Here is a 22,225-nt window from a genome sequence, read left to right as displayed (position 1 = left end):
CGATGGCGGCGTGACAGCACGACGACGTCGCGGCCGAGGCGTTTCCTGACGACGTCCGCCCAAGGGCGGCGTCGGCCGATCCGTCCCCGGTCCGCGTTTCGCTTGCCGGCCATTCGGTTCGGCGGCGCATGGCAAGGCAGAGATGGCTAAGGCTCGTTCCCAGGCGTCCGCGGAGATCGTCCCGCTGCCCAGCCGGGCCCCGAAATCCCCGCGCCGGGCGAACGCGACGGCCATCTACGAAGCGATCCGGCGCGCGATCGTCGAGCAGGCCCTGAAGCCCGGCGCGAAACTGCCGGAGGACACGATCGGTGCCGGCTTCGGCGTCAGCCGGACCATCGCGCGGGAGGCCCTGCGCAGGCTCGCCGAATCCGGCCTCGTCGAGATCAAGCGCAACCGCGGCGCCAGCGTCGCCCAGCCGAGCTGGGAGGAGGCGCGCGACATCTTCGACATCCGCATGGCGCTCGAGCGCATCGTGGTCGAACGGCTCGCCGGCCGGCTGACGGCGGCCCAGATCCGGCGGCTCGAGGACCATGCCGCCGAGGAGGAGCGCGCGGCCGGCGACCGGGAGCCGCGCTCCGTCCGTCTCGCGACCGAATTCCACGTCCTTCTGGCCGAGATGACCGGAAGCGAGACCCTCGCCCGCTACGTGGCGGAGGTGTCCTGGCGTTGCGGGTTGACGCTGACACTCTACAGCCGGCCGCATTCCGCCGAATGCGGCGTCAACGAGCACCGCGAGATCATCGCGGCCCTCGCGGCAGGGGATGCCGCGATGGCGGTCGCGGTCATGGACCGGCATCTCCACGGCGTCGTCTCGCGAGCCCTGATCGACCCGCCCGCCAAGGCCTCCGACCTCGCCGAGATCCTCCGCCGCTACAGCGACTAGCGCATGCTCCGGAAAAGCGGACACCGGCTTTCCGATAACAGCATGCTTCCACAATAACTTAGACTACCCTCAGCAGCAGCCGGCGCGCTCGGTGTACCAGCGCAGCGCCGCGCGGTCGAAGCTCGGCCAGGCGGCGAGGAGTGGCTCGCCCGCAAGGGCCTGCCGGTAGCGGTCCCGCAACTCGTCCTCGGCCGCGTCGAGGTCGAGACCGAGGACGACGCCGTCCCGCACGATCGTCCGCCCCGCCACCACGACGTCGCGCACGTGACGCTGTGTGCCACGGGCGAAGAGAAGGTCGAGCGGGTCGACCGGAAGGATCGCATCCCGGTCGAGCGCGTCGAGATCGAGCAGCACGATATCGGCGGGCGCGCCCGGAACCAGCGCGCCATCGCCCGGCGCGCCCAGAGACGCACGCCCGTCCGCGATGACGGCGGCGAGGAAGCGCCTGCGGTCGCCGGGATCGTCGAAGCCCCAGGGTCCGTGCGCCGATTGTACCAGCCGCATCTCGCGCAGGATGTCGTCGTCCTCGTCGAAGGCGAGGCCGTCCATCCCGACGCAGACCCGGCAGCCCTGCCGCCGCGCCTCCCGGATCGGCCCGATGCCGGAGCGCAGTCCGAGATTGGACGAGAAGTTGGTCACGATCGTCGCGCCGGCCTCCGCGATCATCTCGCGCTCGGCTTCGGTCGAATGCACCGCGTGGGCGAGCGTCAGCCTGGGCGACAGAAGGCCGATCTCCTTGAGATACGTGACGATTCCCCGGGGGAAGGTCCGGTCGGCCCAGTCGCGCTGATAGCGCGTCTCGAGAAGATGCATGTGGACACGCCGGCCCGTCGCCGCGGACCGCTCGGCGATGGCCTCCAGAAGCGGCTCGCTGCACCATTGGACACCGGCGGGACCGAACTGGACCGACACGGTCGGCCCCTCGATCGCGGCCGCGATCTCCTCGACGAGCGCGACGTAGTCGGCCGGCGCGGGAGCCGGCCGCTCGAACATCCTGGCCATCGTCTCGCGATGCTCGGGAGGAAGCTCGGCGAGGACGGGCTCGGACGCCCCGTAGACGAGCGGGTTGCGGTCCCGGATGGCGGGCGCGAACGCCATCCGCACGCCGACGTCGCGCGCGGCCCGGGCGACCTCGCGTGCCTCGTCGACGGGAGAGAGGCGCCCGGACGGGCGGGTGTAATGCACCATCACGGCCGCGCAGCCGCTGCGCGCGGCCCGCGCGAGAGGCGCCGCGGCGGCGAGATACGCATCCGGCGGGGTCGCGAGAGCGGAGCGCGGCAGCCAGGTCTCGAGCGGCAGGAAGGCCGCGCCGAACGAGGTCAGCGACAGCGGCCTGGCATGGTCGTGGGCATTCGCGAAGGCCGGCAGGGCGAGAAGACGAGGTCCCGAGACCTCTTCCGGCGCGATGGCGGCGATGCTTCCGCCGTCGAGCCGGATGGCGACGCCCTGCCGGTGGTCGAGGCCGGAGCCGAGCAGGGCGTCGGTGACGGTGAGGGTCATGCTTGTTCGTCCCGGATTCCGGATCGCTTCCGCGTGGTCGCGGCCCGATCCCTCCCCGGAGGGGAGGGTCGAGTCGAACCATAGGTTCGAACCGGGGTGGGGACATCCCGGGCGTCGCAGCACCCCACCCCGGTCGGCTGACGCCGACTCGCCCTCCCCTGAAGGGGAGGGATCAATGTGGGACCAAGCCCTGGACGCCCTACTTCTTCGTATAGACGAGCGCGCGCTCGGCCTTGGGAGGCAGGAAGGAGCGGTCGAAGACTTCGGACGGCTCGGGCAGGCGGGTGAGGCCGTAGCCCTCGGCGACGAGGCCGATCGACTTCTTCAGGCGATCGTCCTTGAGGTCGCCGACGCCGATCTCGTTCATCTCGGGCGAGACGATGAGCTTCTCGAAGGAGAATTGCAGGCGGCGCTTCTCGACCGGCTCGTTGACGAGGTTGTCGAAGTTCACCACCGCCTTCATGCCGACATCCTGGTCCTTGGCGACGTCGATCATCGCCTTGTTGATGGCCCTCACGAGGCCCGAGACCGCCTTCGGGTTCTCCTTGAGCAGCTTCTGCGAGACCATGATGCCGTTGGAATAGAGGTCGAGCCCATAATCGCCGAAGGACAGCCAGTTGTAGTCCTTCTCGGGATCCTGGCGGTTCAGGATCAGGTTGAAGTAGCTCGTGATGTTGAAGACGACGGCGGCGTCGATCTCACCCTTGATCAGCAAGGGCTCCTGGAGGTTCGGGGCCATGTTGATGAGGTTGAGCTTGGCCATGTCGAGCTTGTTCGCCTTGGCGAAGACCGGCAGCATCCGCACGGTCGGCGTGCCCTGCGAACCGCCCAGCTTCTTGCCCTCGAGGTCCTTCGGCGAGGTGATGCCGGTCGTCTTCTTCGACGAGAAGGCGAAGGGTGGCTGGTTCCAGATCTGATAGACCATCACCGGCGCCTCACCCTTCCTGGTCGAGGCGTTCTGGATGATCGCGTTCATGTCTCCGAAGCCGGCATCGTAGGCGCCGGACATGATGCGCGTGACCGTCGCGCCGGAGCCTTCGCCCTGGTCGATGACGACGTTCAGCCCTTCTTCCTTGAAGTAGCCCTTGTCGCGCGCGACGAAGAGGAAGGCGTCCGAGCCCTGCGTCTTCCAGCCGAGCGTGAACTTGATCGTGGTCTGCTGTGCGAAGGCGGGCACCGCCGCGAGGCAGAGCGCGAGAGAGAGAACGGATCGTCTGAGCATGCGATGACTCCTTCTGGTTTGGTCGAAACTCAGCGTTCCTCATCCCGAGGTGCACCCGGGCTCGACCCGGGGGTCTCGAAGGACGCACGGCACTGGTGCGTGCTTCGAGGCCGGCCTGCCGGCCGGCACCTCAGCATGAGGACGCGTATGGAACGGGACCTCGTCACACCGCGATCTCCCGCTTGCGCGTCGCCCAGCCCGTGACCTGGCGCTCGATGAGGGAGAAGATCGCGTAGAGGGCGATGCCGAGGCCGGCGAGGATGAAGAGGCCGGCGAAGGCGAGAGGCACGTTGAAGTTCGAGGAGGCCGAGATCATCACGTTGCCGATGCCCCGGTTCGAGGCGACGGTCTCCGACAGCACCGTGCCGACGAAGGCGTAGGTGATCGCGACCTTCAGCGAGGCGAAGAAGAACGGCATCGTGCGCGGCAGCCCGACATTCCACAGGATGTCGAATTTCGAGGCGCCGAGCGCCTTCAGCACGTCCTCGAGCTCCGGCTCGGTCGTCGCGAGTCCCGTCGCGATGTTCACGACGATCGGGAAGAAGCAGATCACGAGCGAGGTGAGGACCGCGGGGACCGTGCCCGAACCGAACCAGAGAACGAAGATCGGCACCACCGCGACCTTCGGGATCGAGGAGAATCCGATCAGGAGCGGATAGGCGGTGTCGTAGGCGAGGCGCGACGAGCCGACGATCGCGCCGAGGACGACGCCCGTCGCGACCCCCAGCACGAAGCCGAGCAGGGTCGTGCCGAGCGTCTGCAGCATGTGGGGCCAGAGCTGCGGCGCACGCTGCCAGAGGACGGTGAAGATCTCGCTCGGCCGCGGCAGGACGAGGTCCGAGACGTTCAGCGCGATGCAGAGGACCTCCCACACGCCGAAGAAGGCGAGGATGAGCCCGATCGAAAGACTGCGGCGTCGGAGCGTCGCGCTCATCTCAATGCACCTCCGCCACGTGGCGCTGCGCGCCGACGATCAGGTCGCGCAGCCGCTGGGTGCGGGCCGCGAAATCGGGTTCGTAGGTCGAGGCGAGGGTGCGCGGACGCGCGCTGTCCACCGGGCTGTCGTCGAGGATGCGCCCCGGCCTCGCGCTCATCACGCAGATGCGGCTGGCGAGATATCCCGCCTCCCGCAGATCGTGCGTGACGAGAAGGACGGTCGGCCGGTGCGCCATCCAGAGGGACTGGAGCGCAGCCCAGAGCTCCTCGCGCGTGAACTGGTCGAGCGCTCCGAAGGGCTCGTCGAGCAGCAGGATGCGGGGCTCGTGCACGAGCGCGCGGCAGAGATTGGCCCGCTGCAGCATCCCGCCCGAGAGCTGCCACGGATAGGCATTCGCGAAATCGCGCAGGCCGACCTCGCCGAGCAGCGCGTGGACCTTGTCCCGGAACTCGCCTTTGCGCTTGGCGCGGAATTCGGCCCGGTAGGGCTGCACGATCTTCAGCGGCAGCATGACGTTCTTCTCGACCGTCAGCCACGGCAGCATCGTCGGGTTCTGGAACGCCATCCCGATCCGCTGCGCCTTGGCGGACGCCTCGCGTCCGCCGACGACGACCACGCCGGTCGTCGGCGCGACCAGGCCGGCGACGAGCTTGAGGATCGTCGACTTGCCGCAACCGGACGGCCCGACCAAGGCCACGAACTCGCCCTCTCCGATATCCATCGTGGTGGGCGAGAGGGCCGGAACCGCATCGGCCCCGCTTCCGAAGGTGACGCCCACGGATTCGAGTTCGATGGCCTTGCGGCCGGACATCGCGGCGGTGGCCGCATCGGGCGGAGGGGCTGGAGCGAACGCATTCATCGCCCGAAGCGCAGCAGATTCCGTGCCAGTGTATACGATTGGAGGGACGAGGCGGCCGAGCCGCCGTCATAGGAAGGGTCTCGCCCGGTCGGAGCCTCCCCTCTCGTGCAGACTACCGCCGAGCGCCTGAGAGCTAGCGAATGGGCGCATACGGAAGACGCGAATGGCCAGCGCCTAAAAGGCGGGCAAATGCTGCCCACAAAATAGTATACAATATTGCGGCACCTCGTCGTAGAGGAAGCGTTCGGAAATCAGGGGTCCCCATGTCTCTCACCGCCGCCAGCCATCCCTCGGCTCCGTCGCACGCCGAGGCCGAGCGGATCGTGGACGCCTTTCTCGAAGCGTCGATGCGGCCCGACCCCGAACTCGCAGCGACGTTCATGGCGCCGGATGTGCGCATCGTCTTCACCGGCGGACGGGTCTTCTCGCATCCGCGGGAGGCGACCTCCTTCAATGCGGGGCGCTATCGCTGGGTGAAGAAGAAGATCGACAGGAACGATGTCGTCGTCGGCCCCGACGAAGCGATCGTGTACAATCTCGGCACGCTCTACGGCGAATGGCCGGACGGAACGCCATTCGAGGGCAACCGCTACGTCGACCGCTTCGTCATCCGGGGCGGCGTCATCGTCACGCAGGAGGTGTGGAACGACAGCGCCGAGCGCATCCTCACACGGCAGGGCGCCTGATGTTCGACCACCTGTTCCGGAATGCCCGGCTTCCCGGCCGTGGCGAGGCCGTGGATCTCGGCATCCGGCACGGGCGGTTCGTTGCGGTCGAGCCCGCGATCGAGGCGGCCATGCCGGGCGAGGATCTCGGCGGACGGCTGGTCGTGCCGGGCCTCGTCGAGACGCATCTCCATCTCGACAAGGCCTGCCTGTTCGGGCGCTGCGCCTGCGGCTCCAACGTCCAGGAGGCGATCGCGGCCGTCGCGGGCGCAAAGCGCGGCTTCACCGAGGACGACGTCTACGAGCGGGCATCGCGCGCCCTCGAGCGGGCCATCCTCCAGGGGACGACGCGGATCCGCACCCATGTGGAGGTGGACCCACGCATCGGGCTGACGAGCTTCCGCGCCCTGAAGCGCCTCAAGGCCGATTACGCCTGGGCGGTCGATCTCGAGCTCTGCGCCTTTCCGCAGGAGGGGCTTCTCGACGATCCGGGCTGCGAGGAGGTGCTGGAGGCGGCGCTGCTGGAAGGCGCCGATCTCGTCGGCGGCGTGCCCTATGTCGACAAGGATCGAAACGGGCAGATCGCCCGCATCTTCGCGCTCGCGCGCCGGTTCGACGTCGATATCGATTTCCATCTCGATTTCGACCTCGACCCGGCCGACGCCTCGCTCTTCGAGGTCTGCCGGATGGCCGAGGCGACGGGCTGGCAGGGCCGTGTGGCGATCGGCCATGTGACCAAGCTCTCGGCCATGGCCCCGGAGGCGTTCGCATCCGCCGCGAAGCGACTTCGCGAGGCGGGCGTCGCCGTGACGGTGCTCCCGGCGACGGATCTGTTCCTGACCGGCCGGGACCATGACCGCGACGTGCCGCGCGGCGTCGCCCATGCGCACCGATTGGCGGCGATGGGCGTCACCTGCTCGATCTCCACGAACAACGTCCTCAACCCGTTCACGCCCTACGGCGACTGCTCCTTGATCCGCATGGCCAATCTCTATGCGAATGTGGCGCAGGTCTCGGACGAGACGGATCTCGCGACCTGCCTCGATCTGGTCACGGGGTCCTCGGCGCGGCTCATGCGGCTCGACGGATACGGCATCGCCCCGGGCCATGCGGCCGACATGGTCGTGCTCGACGCGAGTTCACCCGCCGAGGCCGTGGCGACCCTCGCGCCGCCCCTGTTCGGCCTGAAGGCTGGGCGGCGCACCTTCGAGCGTCCGGCCCCGCGCCTCCTGCGCGAGGCCTGACGCAGCCCCGAGACCGGAGCCACCCGAGACCGACATCCGGTCAGGCCGGGGCAAGCTCCGGCCGCGTCACCGGCTGCTCGCGGATCGGCAGGTTGATCAGCGCCGACAGGAAGCTGAGCGCGACCGACAGCCACCAGACGACATCGTAGCTGCCCCGCATCTCGTAGAGCAGGCCCGCCAGCCAGACGCCGAGGAAGCCGCCGACCTGATGCGACAGGAAGACGAAGCCGTACAGCATCGCCATGTATTTCGTGCCGAACATCAGCATCACGAGCGCTGAGGTCGGCGGCACGGTCGAGAGCCACAGCAGGCCCATGAACAGGCCGAAGAGGATGCAGGTCAGCGGCGTCGGCGGGACCATGATGAAGGCGGCGATCACGATGCCGCGCGAGAAATAGATCCCCGCGAGAAGCTGCCGCTTGGGTATCCGGGTCGATAGCCAGCCCGCACTGAGCGAGCCGACGGCATTGGCGAGGCCGATCACCGCGAGCGTCCAGCCGCCGATCGAGGCCGGAAGGCCCGCATCCTTGAGATAGGCCGGAAGGTGGACGGTGACGAAGGCGAGCTGGAAGCCGCAGGTGAAGAAGCCGAGCGTCAGGAAGATGAAGCTCGGATGGCGGAAGGCTTCGCGCAGGGCCTGAGCGATCGTCTGGTCCGGCGCGGGGGTCGGTCCGGCCATCGCCGTCTTGTTCGGGCCGGGCCGCGTGCCGAGCATGACCGCGAGGGGCATGATGAGAAGGACGCTGGCGCCGAAGACCAGCAGGGCGTCCTGCCAGCCGAAATTGTCGATCAGGATGTTGCCGATCGGCGGGTAGAAGAACTGGCCGAAGGAGCCCGCCGCCGTGCCGGCGCCGAAAGCCATCGGACGCCAGCTGTCCGGCAGAAGCTTGCCGAAGGCGCCGAGAACGAGGTTGAAGGAGGCGGCCGACAGACCGAAGCCGATCAGGACGCCGGCGCCGAGATGGAGCATCCCGGGCGTCGTCGCATAGGCCATCACCGCGAGGCCGGCAGCATAGAGCACCGCTCCGACCCAGAGGACGCGGGTCACGCCATACCGGTCGGCCATCGCGCCGGCGAAGGGCGAGCCGATCCCCCACAGCAGGTTCTGGATCGCGATCGCCAGGCCGAAGGTGTCGCGCCCCCAGCCATAGGTCTGGATCATCGGGAGCTGGAACAGGCCCGACGAGGCACGGGGGCCGAAGCCGATCAGCGCGATGGCACAGCCGGCGAAGACGATCCACTCCGGACCGATACGCCTCGTCGCACGCGTTTCCATTCCGGCCTCCGGAGAGAAATCTGTTCTATTCCGCAAGAGCTGTAACCGCCGCCGGGGACGCTGCCAAACGCAGTTCCGTCATCCCACCCATCAGTTTCCGGAATGGATAGGTGCACCAGCACCTGTTCGTCCGGCCGCTTGATGTCGGGGCGTCAGGCCGGCTTCCCGGCGGCGGGCGGAACGACGGGCCGGGCGAGAAGCACCGAAGCCGCCGCGGCCACGATCAGGAGGAGCCCCAGCCAATCCCACATCGTCGGCCTCTCGCCGAGGATCAGCGTCGCCCCGATGACCCCAACTCCGGGGACCAGGAGCGAGCCGATGGTGGCGATGCCGGCCGGCATGCGGCCGAGGATCACGAACCACAGGGTCGATGCCAACGCCTGGCCGATCAGCACGTTGTAGGCGAGCCCCGCCCAGGTCGATGGGAGTTGCGGCAGCGCCGTCGGCACCCCTTCGAAGATCAGCATCCCGATGCCGGTCAGGATCGCAGCGAGACCGAGTTGCCAGGTAGTGATCACCGGCGCCGAAGCATCGACGGGCCAGCGTTTCAGGACGACGCTCCCCATCGCCCAGAAGACGCCCGACAGGATGGCGAAGAGGAGCCCGATGGAGAGTTCCCCCGATCGCAGCAGCGGAAGGCCGAGGGCGATCAAGCCCGCCCCTCCGAGGGCGAGGCCGATCTGCCGGCGCCGGTCGAACGGCTCGCCGAGCACGATCCGGGCGAAGATCACGGCCCAGATCGGCATCATGTAGGACAGCACGGCCGCCCGGCTCGTGGTGGCGGTCAACTGCGCGAAGGCGCTGAAGATGTTGTAGGCGGCAATGGACAGCACGCCGACGATCGCGAGCCGGAACCAGTGCCGGCGCGGCACGCGCGGCGAGGTGCCCGTCGCGAAAAGCACGCCGAACATGATCGCGGTCGCGAGCGAGAAGCCGACGGCTCGCAGCGTCCAGGGCGGGATTTCGGCGAGGGCGAGCTTCACCGCGACCCAGTTGAAGCCCCAGCAGAGCCCCAGTGACGCGACGAGAAGCAGATTGCGAATCATCAAGGCGTGCCCCGCGGAGAGGTTCCGTAGGGCGGTCTCGCCGGCGGCGCTACTCCTTCCAGAGCCAAGCCGCCCCGCGCACGCCGGAGGAATCGCCGTGCCTGTTCTTGAGGACCGGCGTCACGAAGGCATCCGAGAAGGTGTAGTCGTCGATCTTCGCCGGCAGGTCGGCATAGAGTTCGTCGACGTTCGACATCCCTCCCCCGAGGACGATCACGTCCGGATCGAGGATGTTCACGACATGGGCGAGGCTGCGGGCGAGGCGGTCGAGATAGAGATCGTAGGTTCGCTTCGCCTCATCGTCCCCCGCCCGCATCGCCTCCGCGATGGCCGGCGCGGCGAGAGCCGTCCCCGTCCGCTCGCGGTGGTCCCGCTCGATCCCCGTTCCGGAGACGAAGGTCTCGATGCAGCCGAGCTTGCCGCAGAAGCACGGGGCGCCGGGCCGCTCGTCGTCGCGGGGCCAGGGGAGCGGATTGTGCCCCCATTCGCCCGCGATGCGGTTGCGCCCCCCGACCGCCCTGCCCCGGATCGCGATGCCGGAGCCCGCGCCCGTTCCGAGGATCACGCCCCAGACGATCTCGGACCCCGCGCCCGCACCATCGGTGGCTTCCGAGACGGCGAAGCAATTGGCGTCGTTCTCGACCCTGACCTCGCGGCCGAGCGCGGCCTCGATATCCTTGTCGAGCGGGCGTCCGATGTTCCAGGTCGAGTTCGCGTTCATGACGAGGCCGGTCACGGGCGAGAGCGCGCCCGGGATGCCGATGCCGACGGTGCCCCTGCGCCCCGTCTCGGTCTCGAGCGCCGCGACCAGGCCGACGATGGCCCGCACGCAGCCCTCGTAGTCGCCCTTCGGCGTCGGCACGCGGTGCCGGCCGAGCATCGCGCCGTCCTCGCCGAGGGCCTGGGCCTCGATCTTTGTCCCGCCCCAGTCGATGCCGATGCGCATCATGCGACCCCGAGCGCGCGATCGACCTCGGCCGCGCGGCCGAGCCGGCGGAAGGTGTCGGCGAGGCGCGGATTGGCATTGATCTGGCGCAGGTGGAGCTTGCGCACCGCCTCGCTGAGGCGGCCGCCGCGGCCCATGATCTCGTCCGCGAAGCCTATCATGCGGGCATTGGGCCAGGCCTGAGGCCTGATCCGTGCGAGATGTTCGACGAGGACCTCATCGTCCTCGTCGGGCCGGGCCGAGACCAGCATCGTCGTCATCGCGGCGGTCGAGCGCGAGATGCCCATGTGGCAATGGATCAGAAGGTGGCCGTCGCGGCCCTCCTCGAGGTCGTCGACCAGTTCCTCGCCGAACGCCACGATCTGCTCGACATGCTCCCGCTCGGGCAGGATGAAGCCCGGCTGGGGCTCGATGATGTCGTGGAAGCGCAGCGTCGTGCGGTGGTGGCGGTCGTAGCGATTGAAGGAATCCGGATCCGGGATGCCGGGATCGAGGATCGAAAGGACATGGGTGATCCCGCTTTCGCGGTGGCCATCGAGTTCCTCGAGGCCGCAGACGGAGAGGATCGACAAGGATGCGCGTTTCATGGGCACGATCCTAGTCGTCTCCGTCAGCGTCGTCATCGTCCTCGTCGTCGAATTCGCGGCAGGCGGGCTTCGCCTCCGAACCCGGCCCCTGGCACGCCGCCTCGATGGCCTCGCGCATCGCGGCGCAGGGCGTCTCGGGCCGGCACAGGGCGGGCATGGCCGGCCCTGCTTCGCGGCAGGCACGGACGAGGTCCGCCGCGCGCACCGCGCCGATCTCGGCCCGGCAGGCCTTGGGCGCCCTGGGACGCGCGTCGGCAGGCGGCGCGGCGAGGAGGGCCGCCAGCACGGCGGCGATCAGGTTCCGCGCCCGAATCATCGCGCGGCTCGCGGGCGGCTCAGCGCGTCCGGTCGTAGTCGAACCGGACCCGTCCGCCGACCCTGACCTCGGTCCCGCCACCGACATCGACGAACCCGCCACGTCCGCGCGACGCACGCGCGCCGTCGGGATCATAGGGCTCGAATTTTTTCGGGACCGGCGGACAATCGGCACGCGAGGCCTTCGCGCGGCTGCCGGGCGCCGGGCAAGGGGCGGCCAGAGCGGGCAGCGCCATGACGAGGACCGCAAAGGCGAGCGGCGATGCAATGCGGCGCATGACGACCTCCGGCATGAGGCGGGGAGAGTTTGCGTGCCGTTCTTAGCCCAGCCGAGGGCGCGCGGCGAGGTCGCGCCTACAGCAATCCGAGCGCCACCAGCTCCCGCCGCATCTCCTCGGGGAGCGCGCCCACCGCTTCCGCCTCGGAGCCGAGATCGGCCGGTGCATCCTCGTCCTCGAGATAGCGCCAGCCCTGGAAGGGCCGACAGGGTCGGGGCGAGACCAGGACCAGCTCGGGTTCGAGCAGGAGGCGGCAGCGGCCGATCCCCTGCCCGTCGGTGAAGGATTCCAGCCCGAGAAGCCTCTGGCGGCAGCTCAGCTGGCCCTTGATGACCCAGTAGAGGGAGCCGCCCTCGAGCAGGGCCTCGGCCCGCTTCGGCATCATGCGGGTGACGTGCGTGTGGCGCGGATCGGCCCCGCGGCCCGCGCGTCGGCGCTTCTCGACGATCCAGTCCTCGAGTTCGCCGATCGTGTCGACGCCGACGCAGAGCTTGATCATGTGAAGCGGCATGGTCGGCTCATAGCGCGTCAGGCCGGCCTTGGCCGCAGCTCCGTTCGTCGCATCCCCAGGCGATCGCGCAGCCGAGCGCGCAGGCGGGCCTGGAACATCTCCAAACAGGGCTTGCCGATCCCCTCCGCGAGGGAGAATGTGCCGCGCACAGGGACAAGCCTCCCCGTGAAGAGGACGTTCGAAAACATGGCCGATGACCAAGCTCCCGTCGGGCTCTCCCGCGGGCTGACCAATTACGGCGACCGCGACTTCGCGCGCTACCTGCGACTCGCCAATGCGCGCTCCATGGGCTTCGGCTCGGGCCTCCTGAAGAAGCCGGTCATCGGCATCGCCTCGACCTATAGCGAGTTCAACAACTGCCATCGCGGCGTGCCGGATCTCGTCGATGCGGTGAAGCGCGGCGTCCTCGCCTCCGGCGGCCTGCCGCTCGAATTCCCGACCATCTCGCTCGGCGAGCCCTATCTCAATCCGACCGCCCTCTTCTTCCGCAACCTCATGTCGATGGACACGGAGGAGATGATCCGCGGCCAGCCGATGGACGGCGTCGTCCTCATCGGCGGCTGCGACAAGACGGTGCCCGCTCAGCTCATGGGCGCTCTCTCGGCCGGCCTGCCGACCATCCAGGTCGTGACCGGGCCGCAATCGACGAACCAGTATCGCGGCGAGCGCCTCGGGGCCTGCACCGATTGCCGGCGCTACTGGGCCAAGTACCGGGCGGGCGAGATCGACGATGCCCGCATCGAGGATGTCGAGGGCAACCTCGTCGTCACCGCCGGCACCTGCGCGGTGATGGGCACGGCCTCGACCATGGCCTCGCTGTCGGAGGCCCTCGGCATGCTCCTGCCGGGTACCGCTGCGATCCCCGCCGTCCACGCGGATCGCCTGAGGGCGGCCGAGGCCTCTGGCGCCGCGATCCTCGACCTCGTCAAGGCCGGCATCACCGTCTCCGACATCATCACGGAGGAATCGATCGAGAACGCGCTGCGCGTCCTCCTCGCCATCTCGGGCTCGACCAACGCCATCATCCACCTGACCGCCATCGCCGGACGGGCGGGAATCAAGGTCGATCTCAACCGCCTGAACGAGCTGTCGGACACGACGCCCGTCCTCGTCGATCTCAAGCCTACCGGCGCCTTCTACATGGAGGACCTGCATGCGGCGGGCGGCATCGGCGCGGTGATGCGGGAGTTGAAGCCCCTGCTCCACCTCGACTGCATGACCTCGTCCGGGCAGACCCTGCGTGAGCGCCTCGAGACCCAGGACGACTTCGTCGACCGCAAGGTGGTGCGCTCCTTCGACGAGCCGCTCCAGCCGCAGGGAGGCCTCGTCGCGCTGTTCGGCTCGCTCGCCCCGCGCGGCGCGATCCTCAAGCGCGCGGCCGCCGATCCGACCCTGTTCGAGAAGGAGGGCCGCGCGGTCGTCTTCTCCTCGCTCGAGGATCTCGCCGACCGCGTCGACGATCCCGATCTCGACGTGACCGAAGACGATTTCATGGTGCTTCAGAACGCCGGCCCGCTCTCGCCCTCCGGCATGCCCGAAGCCGGCTACCTGCCGATCCCCAAGAAGCTCGCCGCCAAGGGCCTCAAGGACATGGTCCGCATCTCGGATGCGCGCATGTCCGGCACCGCCTACGGCACGATCGTGCTGCACGTCTCGCCGGACGCGGCCTCCGGCGGCCCGCTCGCCTTCGTCAAGAACGGGGATCGGATCAGGATCTCGGTCAAGGAGCGCCGGATCGAGCTGCTGGTCGACGAGGCGGAGATGGCCGAGCGTCGCAAGACGATGCCCGTGACGCCGTTCGAGGCGAAGCGCGGCTACGCCCGGCTGTACCGCAACGAGGTGCTGCTGGCCGACGAGGGCTGCGATTTCGACTCGCTGCGGGCCGAACCAGGCAGGACGTGACCTCGGGGAGCGGAGGGAGCACACGGGTCGTCGTGCGCTCTCCTCCGCCCCCCTCAAAGACCCGCGCTTGCGGCAAAGAACCATAGGAAACGCCATGTCGGCCAACGACGCCTTCCGGATCACGGTGCTGCCGGGCGACGGCATCGGCCATGAGGTCATGGCGCCCTGCATCGCGGTGCTCGAAGCGGCGGCCAGGCGGATCGGCGGGTTCTCCCTTCGTTTCGACGAGCATCAGGCCGGCGCCCTCGCCTACCGCGACACCGGCGTCGCGCTGCCCAAGAGCGCGCTCGACGCCGCCCGCCGCGCGGACGCGATCCTGCTCGGCGCGATGGGGTGGCCCGAGGTGCGCTATCCCGACGGCACCGAGATCGGCCCGCAGCTCGACCTGCGCTTCGAGCTCGGCCTCTATGCGGGCGTGCGTCCCGTGCGGACGCTGCCCAACATGCCGGCCGTCCTCGCCGATCCGCGGGCGCGCCAGCTCGATTTCGTCGTCATCCGCGAATCGACCGAGGGCCTGTTCGCCTCGCGCGGCAAGGGCGTCGTCGAGGAGGACCGCGAAGCGCGCGACACGATGGTGATCACCCGCAAGGTGTGCGAGCCGCTCTTCGACTTCGCCTTCGCGCTCGCCCGCTCGCGCAAGGCTCGCGGCGCACCCGGCGCCGTCACCTGCGTCGACAAGGCCAACGTGTTCGCGAGCCTCGCCTTCTTTCGCAAGATCTTCGACGAGCGCGCGGCCCTGAACACCGACATCCGGGCCGAGCACGCCTATGTCGACGCGACGGCGCTCTACATGGTCCGCCGCCCCTGGGAGTTCGACGTGCTCGTCACGGAGAACATGTTCGGCGACATCCTCTCCGATCTCGGCGCCGGGCTCATGGGCGGGATGGGCTTCGCGCCCTCCGCGGATATCGGCGACGAGAATGCCGTCTTCCAGCCCTGCCACGGGTCGGCGCCGGACATCTTCGGCCAGGGCAAGGCCAACCCGACCGCGATGATCCTGTCCGGCGCGATGATGCTCGAATGGCTCGGCGAGCGTCATGGCCGCGAGGAGGCCGTGCGGGCCGGCGGCATCGTCCGGGAGGCGGTCGATGCCGCCTATGGCGCCGGCCTCAAGCCCTACGAGATCGGAGGCGGGGACGGCACCGGCGCGGTGACGGATGCGGTGATGCAGGCGCTCGCCCGCATCGGCTGACGAACGCGACCGCCGTGCCGATTACCGGCCCTTGAAGCTCGGCTTGCGCTTCTCCAGCATCGCGCTCAGCGCCTCGTCATGGTCCTCGGTCGCATGGGCCAGAGCCTGAAGCGCGGCCGACAGGTCGAGGATGCCGGGAAGGTCCATCACGCGGCTCTGGCGGAGTAGGCGCCGCGTCATGCGCACCGCATGGCCGGGATTGGCTGCGATACGCTCGGCCATCGCCCGCGCCTCGTCCAGCAGGGATGCCGGCGGCACGATCTTCGAGACGAGACCGCAGGCGAGCGCCTCCTTGGCGTCGATCATGTCGCCCGTGAGCGCCATCTCGCAGGCCTTCGAGAACCCGACGACCTGCGGCAGGAGCCACGCGCCGCCATCGCCCGGAACGATGCCGACCTTCACGAAACTCTCCGCGAACCGCGCGGTCTCGGAGGCGATGCGGATGTCGCACATGCAGGCGAGATCGCAGCCGGCCCCGATGGCGGGCCCATTCACGGCCGCGATCACCGGCACCTCCATGGCCTCGATCGCGAGCGGGATGCGCTGGATGCCGGTACGGTAGTTCATCCGGGTTCGCGCGGGCAACGAGGCCCGCAGGCCGCCCGGCACGTCCGGCCGCATGGCGTTGAGGTTTCCGCCGGAGGAGAAAGCGGAGCCGGCTCCCGTCAGGATGATCGCCCGGATGTCCGGATCGGCATCGAGGCGCGCCAGGGTCGAGAGCAGCGCCTCCATCATGTCCGGGTCGGAGATCGGATTGCGCGTCTCCGGACGGTTCAGCGTCAACACGGCGATCCGGCCGTCACTCTCCACCAGAACGGGTTCCGACATGCGTGTCCTCCGTGTTGTTGTCGTGGTCCTTCTTGGCGCCGCCTCGCCGCGCTGTCGAGGGCTGCGCGGCGAACGGGTTGACAAGCCGCGCCCCGGCCAAATCATCGACGGCTCGGGCGAACCGCCCGCCCTCGGCCGCCCCGGCGTCCGGAGGGAGCCGACAACAGCATGGGAGGCAGCATGAGCGAGTTCGAGGGAAAGACCATCGTCGTGACGGGAGCGGCCGGCGCGATCGGAGCGGAGGTCGCACGCATGGCCGCCGCACGCGGCGCCCGGCTTCTGCTGGTCGACCCGAACGAAGTCGGTCTCGAAGAGCTGGCCGCCGCCCTGCCGGGCTCCGGCCACGTCGTCGCGCCCTCCCTCCTGCACACGCCGGAAGCCTGCGCCGACGCGCTCTCGCGGATCGAGGGGCCGCTCTACGGCCTCGTCCACATGGCGGGGATCTACGTCCCTCACGACCTCGAACCCGGCGCCCGCTCCGTCTACGACCGCACGCTGGCGGCCAACACTACGAACGCGTTCGACCTCGCCTGCGCGATGCTGCCCCGCCTCGTCGAGGACGAGCCCGCGCGTCTCGTCTTCGCATCGTCGCAGGCCTTCCGAAAAGGCTCGCTCGGGCACGTCGCGTATTCGGTCGCGAAGGGCGGCGTGGTCGGTCTCGTCCGCGCCTTGTCGCGCAATCTCAAGGCCCGAGCGCTCGTCAACGGCGTCGCGCCGGGCGTGATCGACACGCCGATGCCGGCCCATGTCATCGAGGCCCGCGGCGAGGACCTGCTCCGCGACATCCCGCTCGGCCGCCTGGGTCGGGCCGACGAGGTCGCCGGCGTCTGCATCTTCCTGCTCGGCCCGCTCTCGACCTACGTCACCGGCCAGATCATCAACATCGATGGGGGCGTCCACAATGCCTGACGCGGGGTCCCCATCGACCCCGCTGCTCGCAGGACTCATCGTTCGCGCGCATCACGTCGCGCTCGGCGTCGCCGATTTCGACGGCGCCGTCGGCTTCCTGCGCGACGTCATCGGAATGCGTCTTCTCGGCGAGATCGACCACCGCCGCGAGGAGGCCCTCGACCGGATGGTGGGCCTGCCGGAGATCGATGTTCATTGGGCGATGCTCGAACTCTCGGGGTTCCACGTCGAGCTGTTTCACTACTACCACCCGGCAGGCCGGCCGGTGCCTATCCGCCAATGCGACCACGGACTGACCCATCTCTGTTTCGAGGTCTACGATCTCGCGCTCGTCCATGAGCGCCTGGAGGCCGCCGGCTACCACGCCAATGCCGAGCCTCTCGAGGTTCGCGGCGGCCGGGCCAAGGGCATCTACGTGACGGGACCCGAGGGCATCGTCGTCGAATTCGCCGAGTTGTCACCGTGGCGATCCGATGCCGTGGCCTGACGCCCGGGAGGGCCCGGGCACGAGGATGACGGCTCTTCGGACCCGCAGGGGCGCCGAACGCGGATCCGGAGCGCCGGCACCGTCGTGGGACGCCTGATCGATTTGTCGCTGCGCAAGACGGAGAAATTGCGTAGTTGGCAAAGCGTCCGGTGGTCGGCCAGCCGGCTTGGACGATAGCCCGCGTTTTGCGTCCGACGGCATGAATGCCCATGCCGGAGCGACCGATCCGCAGGCGAGCCAATCCTTGTTCCGACGGGCGTTCCGCGCCCGTCACACCTGTGAGCGCACGATGTTTCGACTTGCCCGCCTCTTCGACCTGTCCGAACGCACCGCGCTCGTCACAGGGGGCAATTCGGGTATCGGACACGAGATCGCTCGCGCCCTCGGCCTTGCGGGGGCGAGCCTCGTCCTCGTCGCGCGCCGCGAGCCCGAACTCGTGGCGGCCGTCGACAAGCTCCATACCGACGGCATCAACGCGGATTTCGTGGCGGGCGATCTGTCGACGACGGAAGGCTTGAGCGCCATCATCGCCGGCCTCAAGGGTCAGCGCCGCATCGACATCCTCGTCAACGCGGCCGGGATGAACTTCTCCCAGCCCTTCGAGGAGGTGACGGCCGAAGCCTTCGACCTCCATCTGGCCGTGCATTTGCGGGCGCCCTTCCTCCTGACCCAGGCGCTCGCCCCCGCCATGGCCGAGCGGGGCTGGGGACGGGTCCTCAATGTCGCCGCCCTGCAATCGTTTCGCGCCTTTCCGGATTCCACGGCCTACAGCGTCGCCAAGGGTGGCATCGTCCAACTGACCCGCGCGATCGCCGAAGCGTGGTCCGGACGAGGCATCACCTGCAACGCGATCGCGCCGGGCTTCTTTCCCACGCCGCTGACGCAGGCCATTTTCGACGATGAGGAGCGCGTCGCCCGCAAGGCCGTCCAGACGGCGATCGGGCGGACCGGCCGGCTGGAGGACCTGCACGGCGCGGCCGTGTTCCTGGCATCGGAGGCATCGGCTTACGTCACCGGCCAAACGATCGCCGTCGATGGAGGCTTCACGGCCAAGTGAAGCCGCAAGGCGGCGGCGCGGTCGGATGAGGCTCGCCGAAGCCGGCGCCTCCCACGAATAGCGAGGCGCCCGAGGCGGCGCTTGCCCGATCTGCCGATGTATCGGGCAAGAAGCCGTATTTCTATGCAAAGCTTCGGTTTGAACACACACGCTGCCCGGCACGAAAGGGCCTCTGGCGGACCGAATGGAACCGGGCCTATTCTCGGGTGTTGAGGCTCGAATTCTCGCCCGCCGGCTCGGCCGCGGCACCTTTCGGAGCCCTCCATGAAGATCCGTGCCGGCTACGACATCGCCTTCGAGACCGCTGGCCCGACGGCGATGACGTTGCTTCTGAATGTCCGGCCCGAGCGCCAGCATGATCTCGTCACGCCCGAAAGGATTGTCTTCGATCCTCCCGTTCCCTCGCGCAGCCATCTCGATGCCTTCGGCAATGTGGCGACGCGGATCGTCGCCCCCGGCGGCCCGATCCGGATGTCGGCGGATTTCGTCATCCGCGATACCGGCCGGCACGACGACTGCGCCCTCGGCGCGGAGCAGCATGCGGTGGCCGACCTTCCCGACGACGTGCTCCCGTTCCTCCTCGGCTCGCGCTATTGCGACACCGACAAGCTGTCGGACATCGCCTGGTCGCTGTTCGGCAGCGGACCGGAGGGGGGCGAGCGGGTCCAGTCCATCGTCGACTACGCGCATAACCGGCTCCGCTTCGACTATCAGTTGGCGGACAGCACCCGCAGCGCCTTCGAGGCGCATACGCAGCAGGTCGGCGTGTGCCGGGATTTCGCCCATCTCGCGATCACGCTCTGCCGCTGCATGAACATCCCCGCCCGCTACGCCACCGGCTATCTCGGGGATATCGGCGTGCCGAAGGACCCGGCGCCCATGGATTTCTCCGCCTGGTTCGAAGCCTATCTCGGAGGCCGCTGGTACACGTTCGACGCCCGCCACAACCGCCCCAGAATCGGGCGGATCGTGATGGCGCGGGGGCGCGACGCGACCGATTGCGCGCTGACGACGAGCTTCGGCTCCGCCCTCCTCACCCGGTTCGAGGTCCATACGGACGAGGTCGAGGGAGACGAGGCTGCCGAGCCCGTTCCGCTCGCCATCGCCGCCTGACGGCGGCGCCCTCGGGTCAGCTGCAGATCCGGGGTCCGGTCATCTTGACGATCGAGGCCTCCCACAAGCTCGCAGGCGCGCCCGGGATGCAGGCCTTCGGGTTCGCGAGCTGCTTGAGCTTGCCCAGGAACTGCTCGTGGCTCTCGTCGTGGTCGATGCCGCCGACGATGCGACCGGTCGCATCGAAGAGGAAGACGCTCGTCGAATGGTCCATGGCGTAATCGCCATCCGGCCGCTCGACGCGGCGCGCCACGACGTGGAATTTCGCGGCCATGTCGGCGATCTCCTCCTTCGACCCAACGAGGCCGCGGATGCGCGGATCGAAGGATTGCAGGTAGAGCTTCATCAGCTCGGCCGTGTCGCGTTCGGGATCGACGGTGACGAAGACGACGTTCAGGCGGTCGGCTCCGGCGCCGAGTTCGCGCATCGCCTCGGTCAGCGAGAACAAGGCCGTCGGGCAGGCATCCGGGCAGTGGGTGAAGCCGAAATAGAGCGCCGTCGGCTTGCCGTGGAGGTCGGCCTCGGTCACGCGTCGCCCGTCGGTATCGGTGAGCGAGAAGCTGCCGCCGGGGCGGACCGTCGGCCAGGGCGTCGCGCGCTGCGCCATGATCGCGGCCGTCCCCGCCAGCATCCCGCCGAGAGCGATGGCGCCGAGAAGGAGAAGGAACGGTCTTGCGATCATCGACGGGTCATCATGGCCACGTCCCCGAGATGTAGGGGATCGGCGCGCCACCGTGAGATGACCAGGGGTCGCACATGACGCCGAGGCGCCATGCGCGGAAACGGGGTCGTGCTCAGCCCGCCTTCAATCCATGCCGCGCGAAGATGCCGGCGACGGTTTCGACCAGCGCCTCCTCGGACACCGAAACCTGAGCGAGGCGCGCCGCCCGATATTCCGCATTGGAGGCTGCCGCCTTGTCGGCCTCGGCCGCCTTGGCCCCCTCGAACAGGTCCTTGATCTGGACCTCACCGCGCTCCTTCTCCTGGCTGCCCTGGATGATCACGCAGGGGGCGCGGCGGCGGTCGGCATATTTCATCTGCGCCTTCATGCCCGCCGAGCCGAGATAGAACTCGGCCGGGATGCCGGCACGGCGGAGCTTCGCCACCATCGCCTGGTAATCGGCGACGCGGTCGCGATCCATCACGAGCACCACCGCCGGCCCGGCACTCGCGCCGGCCGCGACGATCGGGCTCTTCACGTGCTGGAGCGCGGCGAGGAGGCGCGAGACGCCGATCGAGAAGCCGGTCGCCGGCACGGGCTCGGCCCGGAAGCGCCCGACGAGCCCGTCATACCGCCCTCCCCCGGCCACCGAGCCGAAGCGCACCGTCTGGCCTTCGTCGTTGGTGATCGAGAAGGTCAGCTCGGCCTCGAAGACGGGACCGGTATAGTATTCGAGGCCGCGGACGACGGAGGGATCGATCTGAATGCGCTGTGAGCCATAGCCAGCAGCTTCGCAGAGCTGAGCGATCTTCATAAGTTCGTCTGCGCCCTTAAGACCTACATCGGTTCGTGCCCGCGCCCCCAACATCTGAGCAATAGCGACATTATCGATAAATTTCATCGAAGTCGTGTCGACGACCATGTCACTGAGATCGCGACCGCCAGCACTTGCGACGTCGGACACTCTTTCAAAGACGATCGTCGAATTTAGGATGTCTGTTTGCTCTTCGTTGCTTAACCCAGCACCCTTCGTGAAATCACCGCTCTCGTCCAGACGCCCCTCACCGAGCAGCTTTCGAATTTCGGCGATAGGAAATTTATCCGCCTTGTCCAGCGCCCGCAGCACCGTGAGCCGCCGACCGGCATTCTCGTCGCCGCCGAGGCCGATGGCCTCCATCACGCCGTCGAGGACCTTCCGGTTGTTGACCTTGACGACATACTGGCCGCGCGGGATGCCGACCGCCTCCAGCGTGTCCGCCATCATCATGCAGATCTCGGCATCCGCCGCGGGCGAGCCGGAGCCGACGGTGTCGGCGTCGAACTGCATGAACTGGCGGAAGCGGCCGGGGCCGGGCTTCTCGTTCCGGAACACCCAGCCGGCCCGATAGGAGCGGTAGGGCAGCGTCAGGCTCTGCGCGTCGAGCCGCTCGGCGACATGACGGGCGAGCGGCGCCGTCAGGTCGTAGCGGAGCGAGAGCCATTGCTCGTCGTCGTCCTGGAAGGAGAAGACGCCCTCGTTCGGCCGGTCCTGGTCGGGCAGGAACTTGCCGAGCGCCTCGGTATATTCGACGAAGGGCGTCTCCAGGGCCTCGAAGCCGTAGAGTTCGTAGGTCCGGCGGATCGCGTCGATCATCCGGTTGGTGGCGGCGAGATCGGCGGCCGGCCGATCGACGAAGCCGCGCGGCAGCCGCGCCTTCAGGGTGGTGGACATCTCATCTCTCTCGGAACGGCGCCCTTCTGATGCCTCGGGGCGTTCTTGTCGAGGGAGGGCCGTCGACGCCGCGGCCGGGCAAACCCCTCACCCGGC

The 22,225-nt window shown here is 68.6% G+C and carries 23 protein-coding genes; 9 read left to right on the top strand and 14 right to left on the bottom strand.

All coding sequences use genetic code 11. From position 1 onward, the window contains the following. The first annotated feature begins 142 nt into the window (after positions 1-142). Positions 143-883, top strand: a complete 741-nt coding sequence (locus EV668_RS19385) for a GntR family transcriptional regulator (RefSeq protein WP_133773204.1) — start codon at positions 143-145, stop codon at positions 881-883. Between the two features lie 69 nt (positions 884-952). On the opposite strand, the gene EV668_RS19380 is transcribed toward EV668_RS19385, so the two are convergent. The 4 genes from EV668_RS19380 to EV668_RS19365 form a co-directional block, all read right to left on the bottom strand. Continuing rightward, the gene (locus EV668_RS19380) at positions 953-2,383 is read right to left on the bottom strand and encodes an amidohydrolase family protein (protein ID WP_133773202.1); all 1,431 of its coding nucleotides are present in this window, start codon (positions 2,381-2,383) and stop codon (positions 953-955) included. A 199-nt stretch (positions 2,384-2,582) separates the two neighbouring features. Next, positions 2,583-3,605, bottom strand: a complete 1,023-nt coding sequence (locus tag EV668_RS19375) for an ABC transporter substrate-binding protein (RefSeq protein WP_133773200.1) — start codon at positions 3,603-3,605, stop codon at positions 2,583-2,585. Between the two features lie 163 nt (positions 3,606-3,768). Further along, positions 3,769-4,539, bottom strand: coding sequence for an ABC transporter permease (locus tag EV668_RS19370; RefSeq protein ID WP_133773198.1), 771 nt, complete (start codon positions 4,537-4,539; stop codon positions 3,769-3,771). 1 nt (position 4,540) lies between these two features. Continuing rightward, on the bottom strand, positions 4,541-5,353 hold the full coding sequence (locus tag EV668_RS19365; protein WP_245513320.1) for an ABC transporter ATP-binding protein: 813 nt from the start codon (positions 5,351-5,353) through the stop codon (positions 4,541-4,543). A 311-nt stretch (positions 5,354-5,664) separates the two neighbouring features. Between EV668_RS19365 and EV668_RS19360 the strand changes: the two genes are divergently transcribed. Both EV668_RS19360 and EV668_RS19355 read left to right on the top strand, forming a co-directional pair. Continuing rightward, positions 5,665-6,087, top strand: a complete 423-nt coding sequence (locus EV668_RS19360; RefSeq protein WP_133773194.1) for a nuclear transport factor 2 family protein — start codon at positions 5,665-5,667, stop codon at positions 6,085-6,087. Next, complete coding sequence (locus tag EV668_RS19355; RefSeq protein ID WP_133773626.1) at positions 6,084-7,310, top strand: amidohydrolase family protein; 1,227 nt, start codon at positions 6,084-6,086, stop codon at positions 7,308-7,310. The genes EV668_RS19360 and EV668_RS19355 overlap by 4 nt, the downstream gene beginning before the upstream one ends. A gap of 40 nt (positions 7,311-7,350) precedes the next feature. On the opposite strand, the gene EV668_RS19350 is transcribed toward EV668_RS19355, so the two are convergent. The 7 genes from EV668_RS19350 to EV668_RS19320 all read right to left on the bottom strand — a co-directional run bounded on the left by EV668_RS19350 (position 7,351) and on the right by EV668_RS19320 (position 12,269). Continuing rightward, on the bottom strand, positions 7,351-8,586 hold the full coding sequence (locus tag EV668_RS19350) for an MFS transporter (protein ID WP_133773192.1): 1,236 nt from the start codon (positions 8,584-8,586) through the stop codon (positions 7,351-7,353). Positions 8,587-8,738: 152 nt separating this feature from the next. Then, a complete protein-coding gene (locus EV668_RS19345; RefSeq protein ID WP_133773190.1) occupies positions 8,739-9,632 on the bottom strand; it encodes a DMT family transporter in 894 nt (297 codons plus the stop codon). Positions 9,633-9,681: 49 nt separating this feature from the next. Next, positions 9,682-10,578, bottom strand: a complete 897-nt coding sequence (locus EV668_RS19340) for an ROK family protein (RefSeq protein WP_133773188.1) — start codon at positions 10,576-10,578, stop codon at positions 9,682-9,684. After that, on the bottom strand, positions 10,578-11,165 hold the full coding sequence (locus EV668_RS19335; protein ID WP_133773186.1) for a tyrosine phosphatase family protein: 588 nt from the start codon (positions 11,163-11,165) through the stop codon (positions 10,578-10,580). The genes EV668_RS19340 and EV668_RS19335 overlap by 1 nt, the downstream gene beginning before the upstream one ends. Before the next feature lie 10 nt (positions 11,166-11,175). Continuing rightward, positions 11,176-11,481, bottom strand: a complete 306-nt coding sequence (locus tag EV668_RS19330; protein ID WP_133773184.1) for a hypothetical protein — start codon at positions 11,479-11,481, stop codon at positions 11,176-11,178. Between the two features lie 19 nt (positions 11,482-11,500). Next, positions 11,501-11,758, bottom strand: coding sequence for a hypothetical protein (locus EV668_RS19325; protein WP_133773183.1), 258 nt, complete (start codon positions 11,756-11,758; stop codon positions 11,501-11,503). Between the two features lie 76 nt (positions 11,759-11,834). Beyond that, the gene (locus tag EV668_RS19320) at positions 11,835-12,269 is read right to left on the bottom strand and encodes a DUF1489 family protein (protein WP_133773180.1); all 435 of its coding nucleotides are present in this window, start codon (positions 12,267-12,269) and stop codon (positions 11,835-11,837) included. Between the two features lie 186 nt (positions 12,270-12,455). On the opposite strand from EV668_RS19320, the gene EV668_RS19315 reads away from it, so the two are divergent. Both EV668_RS19315 and EV668_RS19310 read left to right on the top strand, forming a co-directional pair. Next, positions 12,456-14,171 (top strand): dihydroxy-acid dehydratase, encoded by a 1,716-nt coding sequence (locus EV668_RS19315; protein ID WP_133773178.1) that lies wholly within the window; start codon positions 12,456-12,458, stop codon positions 14,169-14,171. Positions 14,172-14,265: 94 nt separating this feature from the next. After that, on the top strand, positions 14,266-15,363 hold the full coding sequence (locus tag EV668_RS19310; RefSeq protein WP_133773176.1) for an isocitrate/isopropylmalate dehydrogenase family protein: 1,098 nt from the start codon (positions 14,266-14,268) through the stop codon (positions 15,361-15,363). A gap of 21 nt (positions 15,364-15,384) precedes the next feature. On the opposite strand, the gene EV668_RS19305 is transcribed toward EV668_RS19310, so the two are convergent. Beyond that, entirely contained in the window at positions 15,385-16,191 is an 807-nt protein-coding gene (locus EV668_RS19305) for a crotonase/enoyl-CoA hydratase family protein (protein WP_133773173.1), read from the bottom strand. 180 nt (positions 16,192-16,371) lie between these two features. On the opposite strand from EV668_RS19305, the gene EV668_RS19300 reads away from it, so the two are divergent. From EV668_RS19300 to EV668_RS19285, 4 genes are all read left to right on the top strand, one after another. After that, a complete protein-coding gene (locus tag EV668_RS19300; RefSeq protein WP_166652551.1) occupies positions 16,372-17,100 on the top strand; it encodes an SDR family NAD(P)-dependent oxidoreductase in 729 nt (242 codons plus the stop codon). Next, entirely contained in the window at positions 17,093-17,587 is a 495-nt protein-coding gene (locus EV668_RS19295; RefSeq protein WP_166652550.1) for a VOC family protein, read from the top strand. Before EV668_RS19300 ends, EV668_RS19295 begins: the two co-directional genes overlap by 8 nt. 289 nt (positions 17,588-17,876) lie before the next feature. Continuing rightward, positions 17,877-18,644 carry an SDR family NAD(P)-dependent oxidoreductase gene (locus EV668_RS19290; RefSeq protein ID WP_133773167.1) on the top strand — a complete coding sequence of 256 codons (768 nt, stop codon included), beginning with the start codon at positions 17,877-17,879 and terminating at the stop codon, positions 18,642-18,644. Between the two features lie 264 nt (positions 18,645-18,908). Continuing rightward, positions 18,909-19,757 (top strand): transglutaminase-like domain-containing protein, encoded by an 849-nt coding sequence (locus tag EV668_RS19285; RefSeq protein WP_133773165.1) that lies wholly within the window; start codon positions 18,909-18,911, stop codon positions 19,755-19,757. Between the two features lie 16 nt (positions 19,758-19,773). Here the strand turns inward: EV668_RS19285 and EV668_RS19280 are convergent, their stop codons facing one another. Together EV668_RS19280 and hisS are read right to left on the bottom strand one after the other, a co-directional pair. After that, positions 19,774-20,439, bottom strand: coding sequence for an SCO family protein (locus EV668_RS19280; protein ID WP_133773163.1), 666 nt, complete (start codon positions 20,437-20,439; stop codon positions 19,774-19,776). A 112-nt stretch (positions 20,440-20,551) separates the two neighbouring features. After that, entirely contained in the window at positions 20,552-22,129 is a 1,578-nt protein-coding gene (gene hisS, locus EV668_RS19275; RefSeq protein WP_133773161.1) for a histidine--tRNA ligase, read from the bottom strand. Positions 22,130-22,225 lie beyond the last annotated feature (96 nt).

Source organism: Enterovirga rhinocerotis, assembly GCF_004363955.1.
Taxonomy (GTDB): domain Bacteria; phylum Pseudomonadota; class Alphaproteobacteria; order Rhizobiales; family Beijerinckiaceae; genus Enterovirga; species Enterovirga rhinocerotis.
This window is presented reverse-complemented; position numbering and strand designations above follow the sequence as displayed.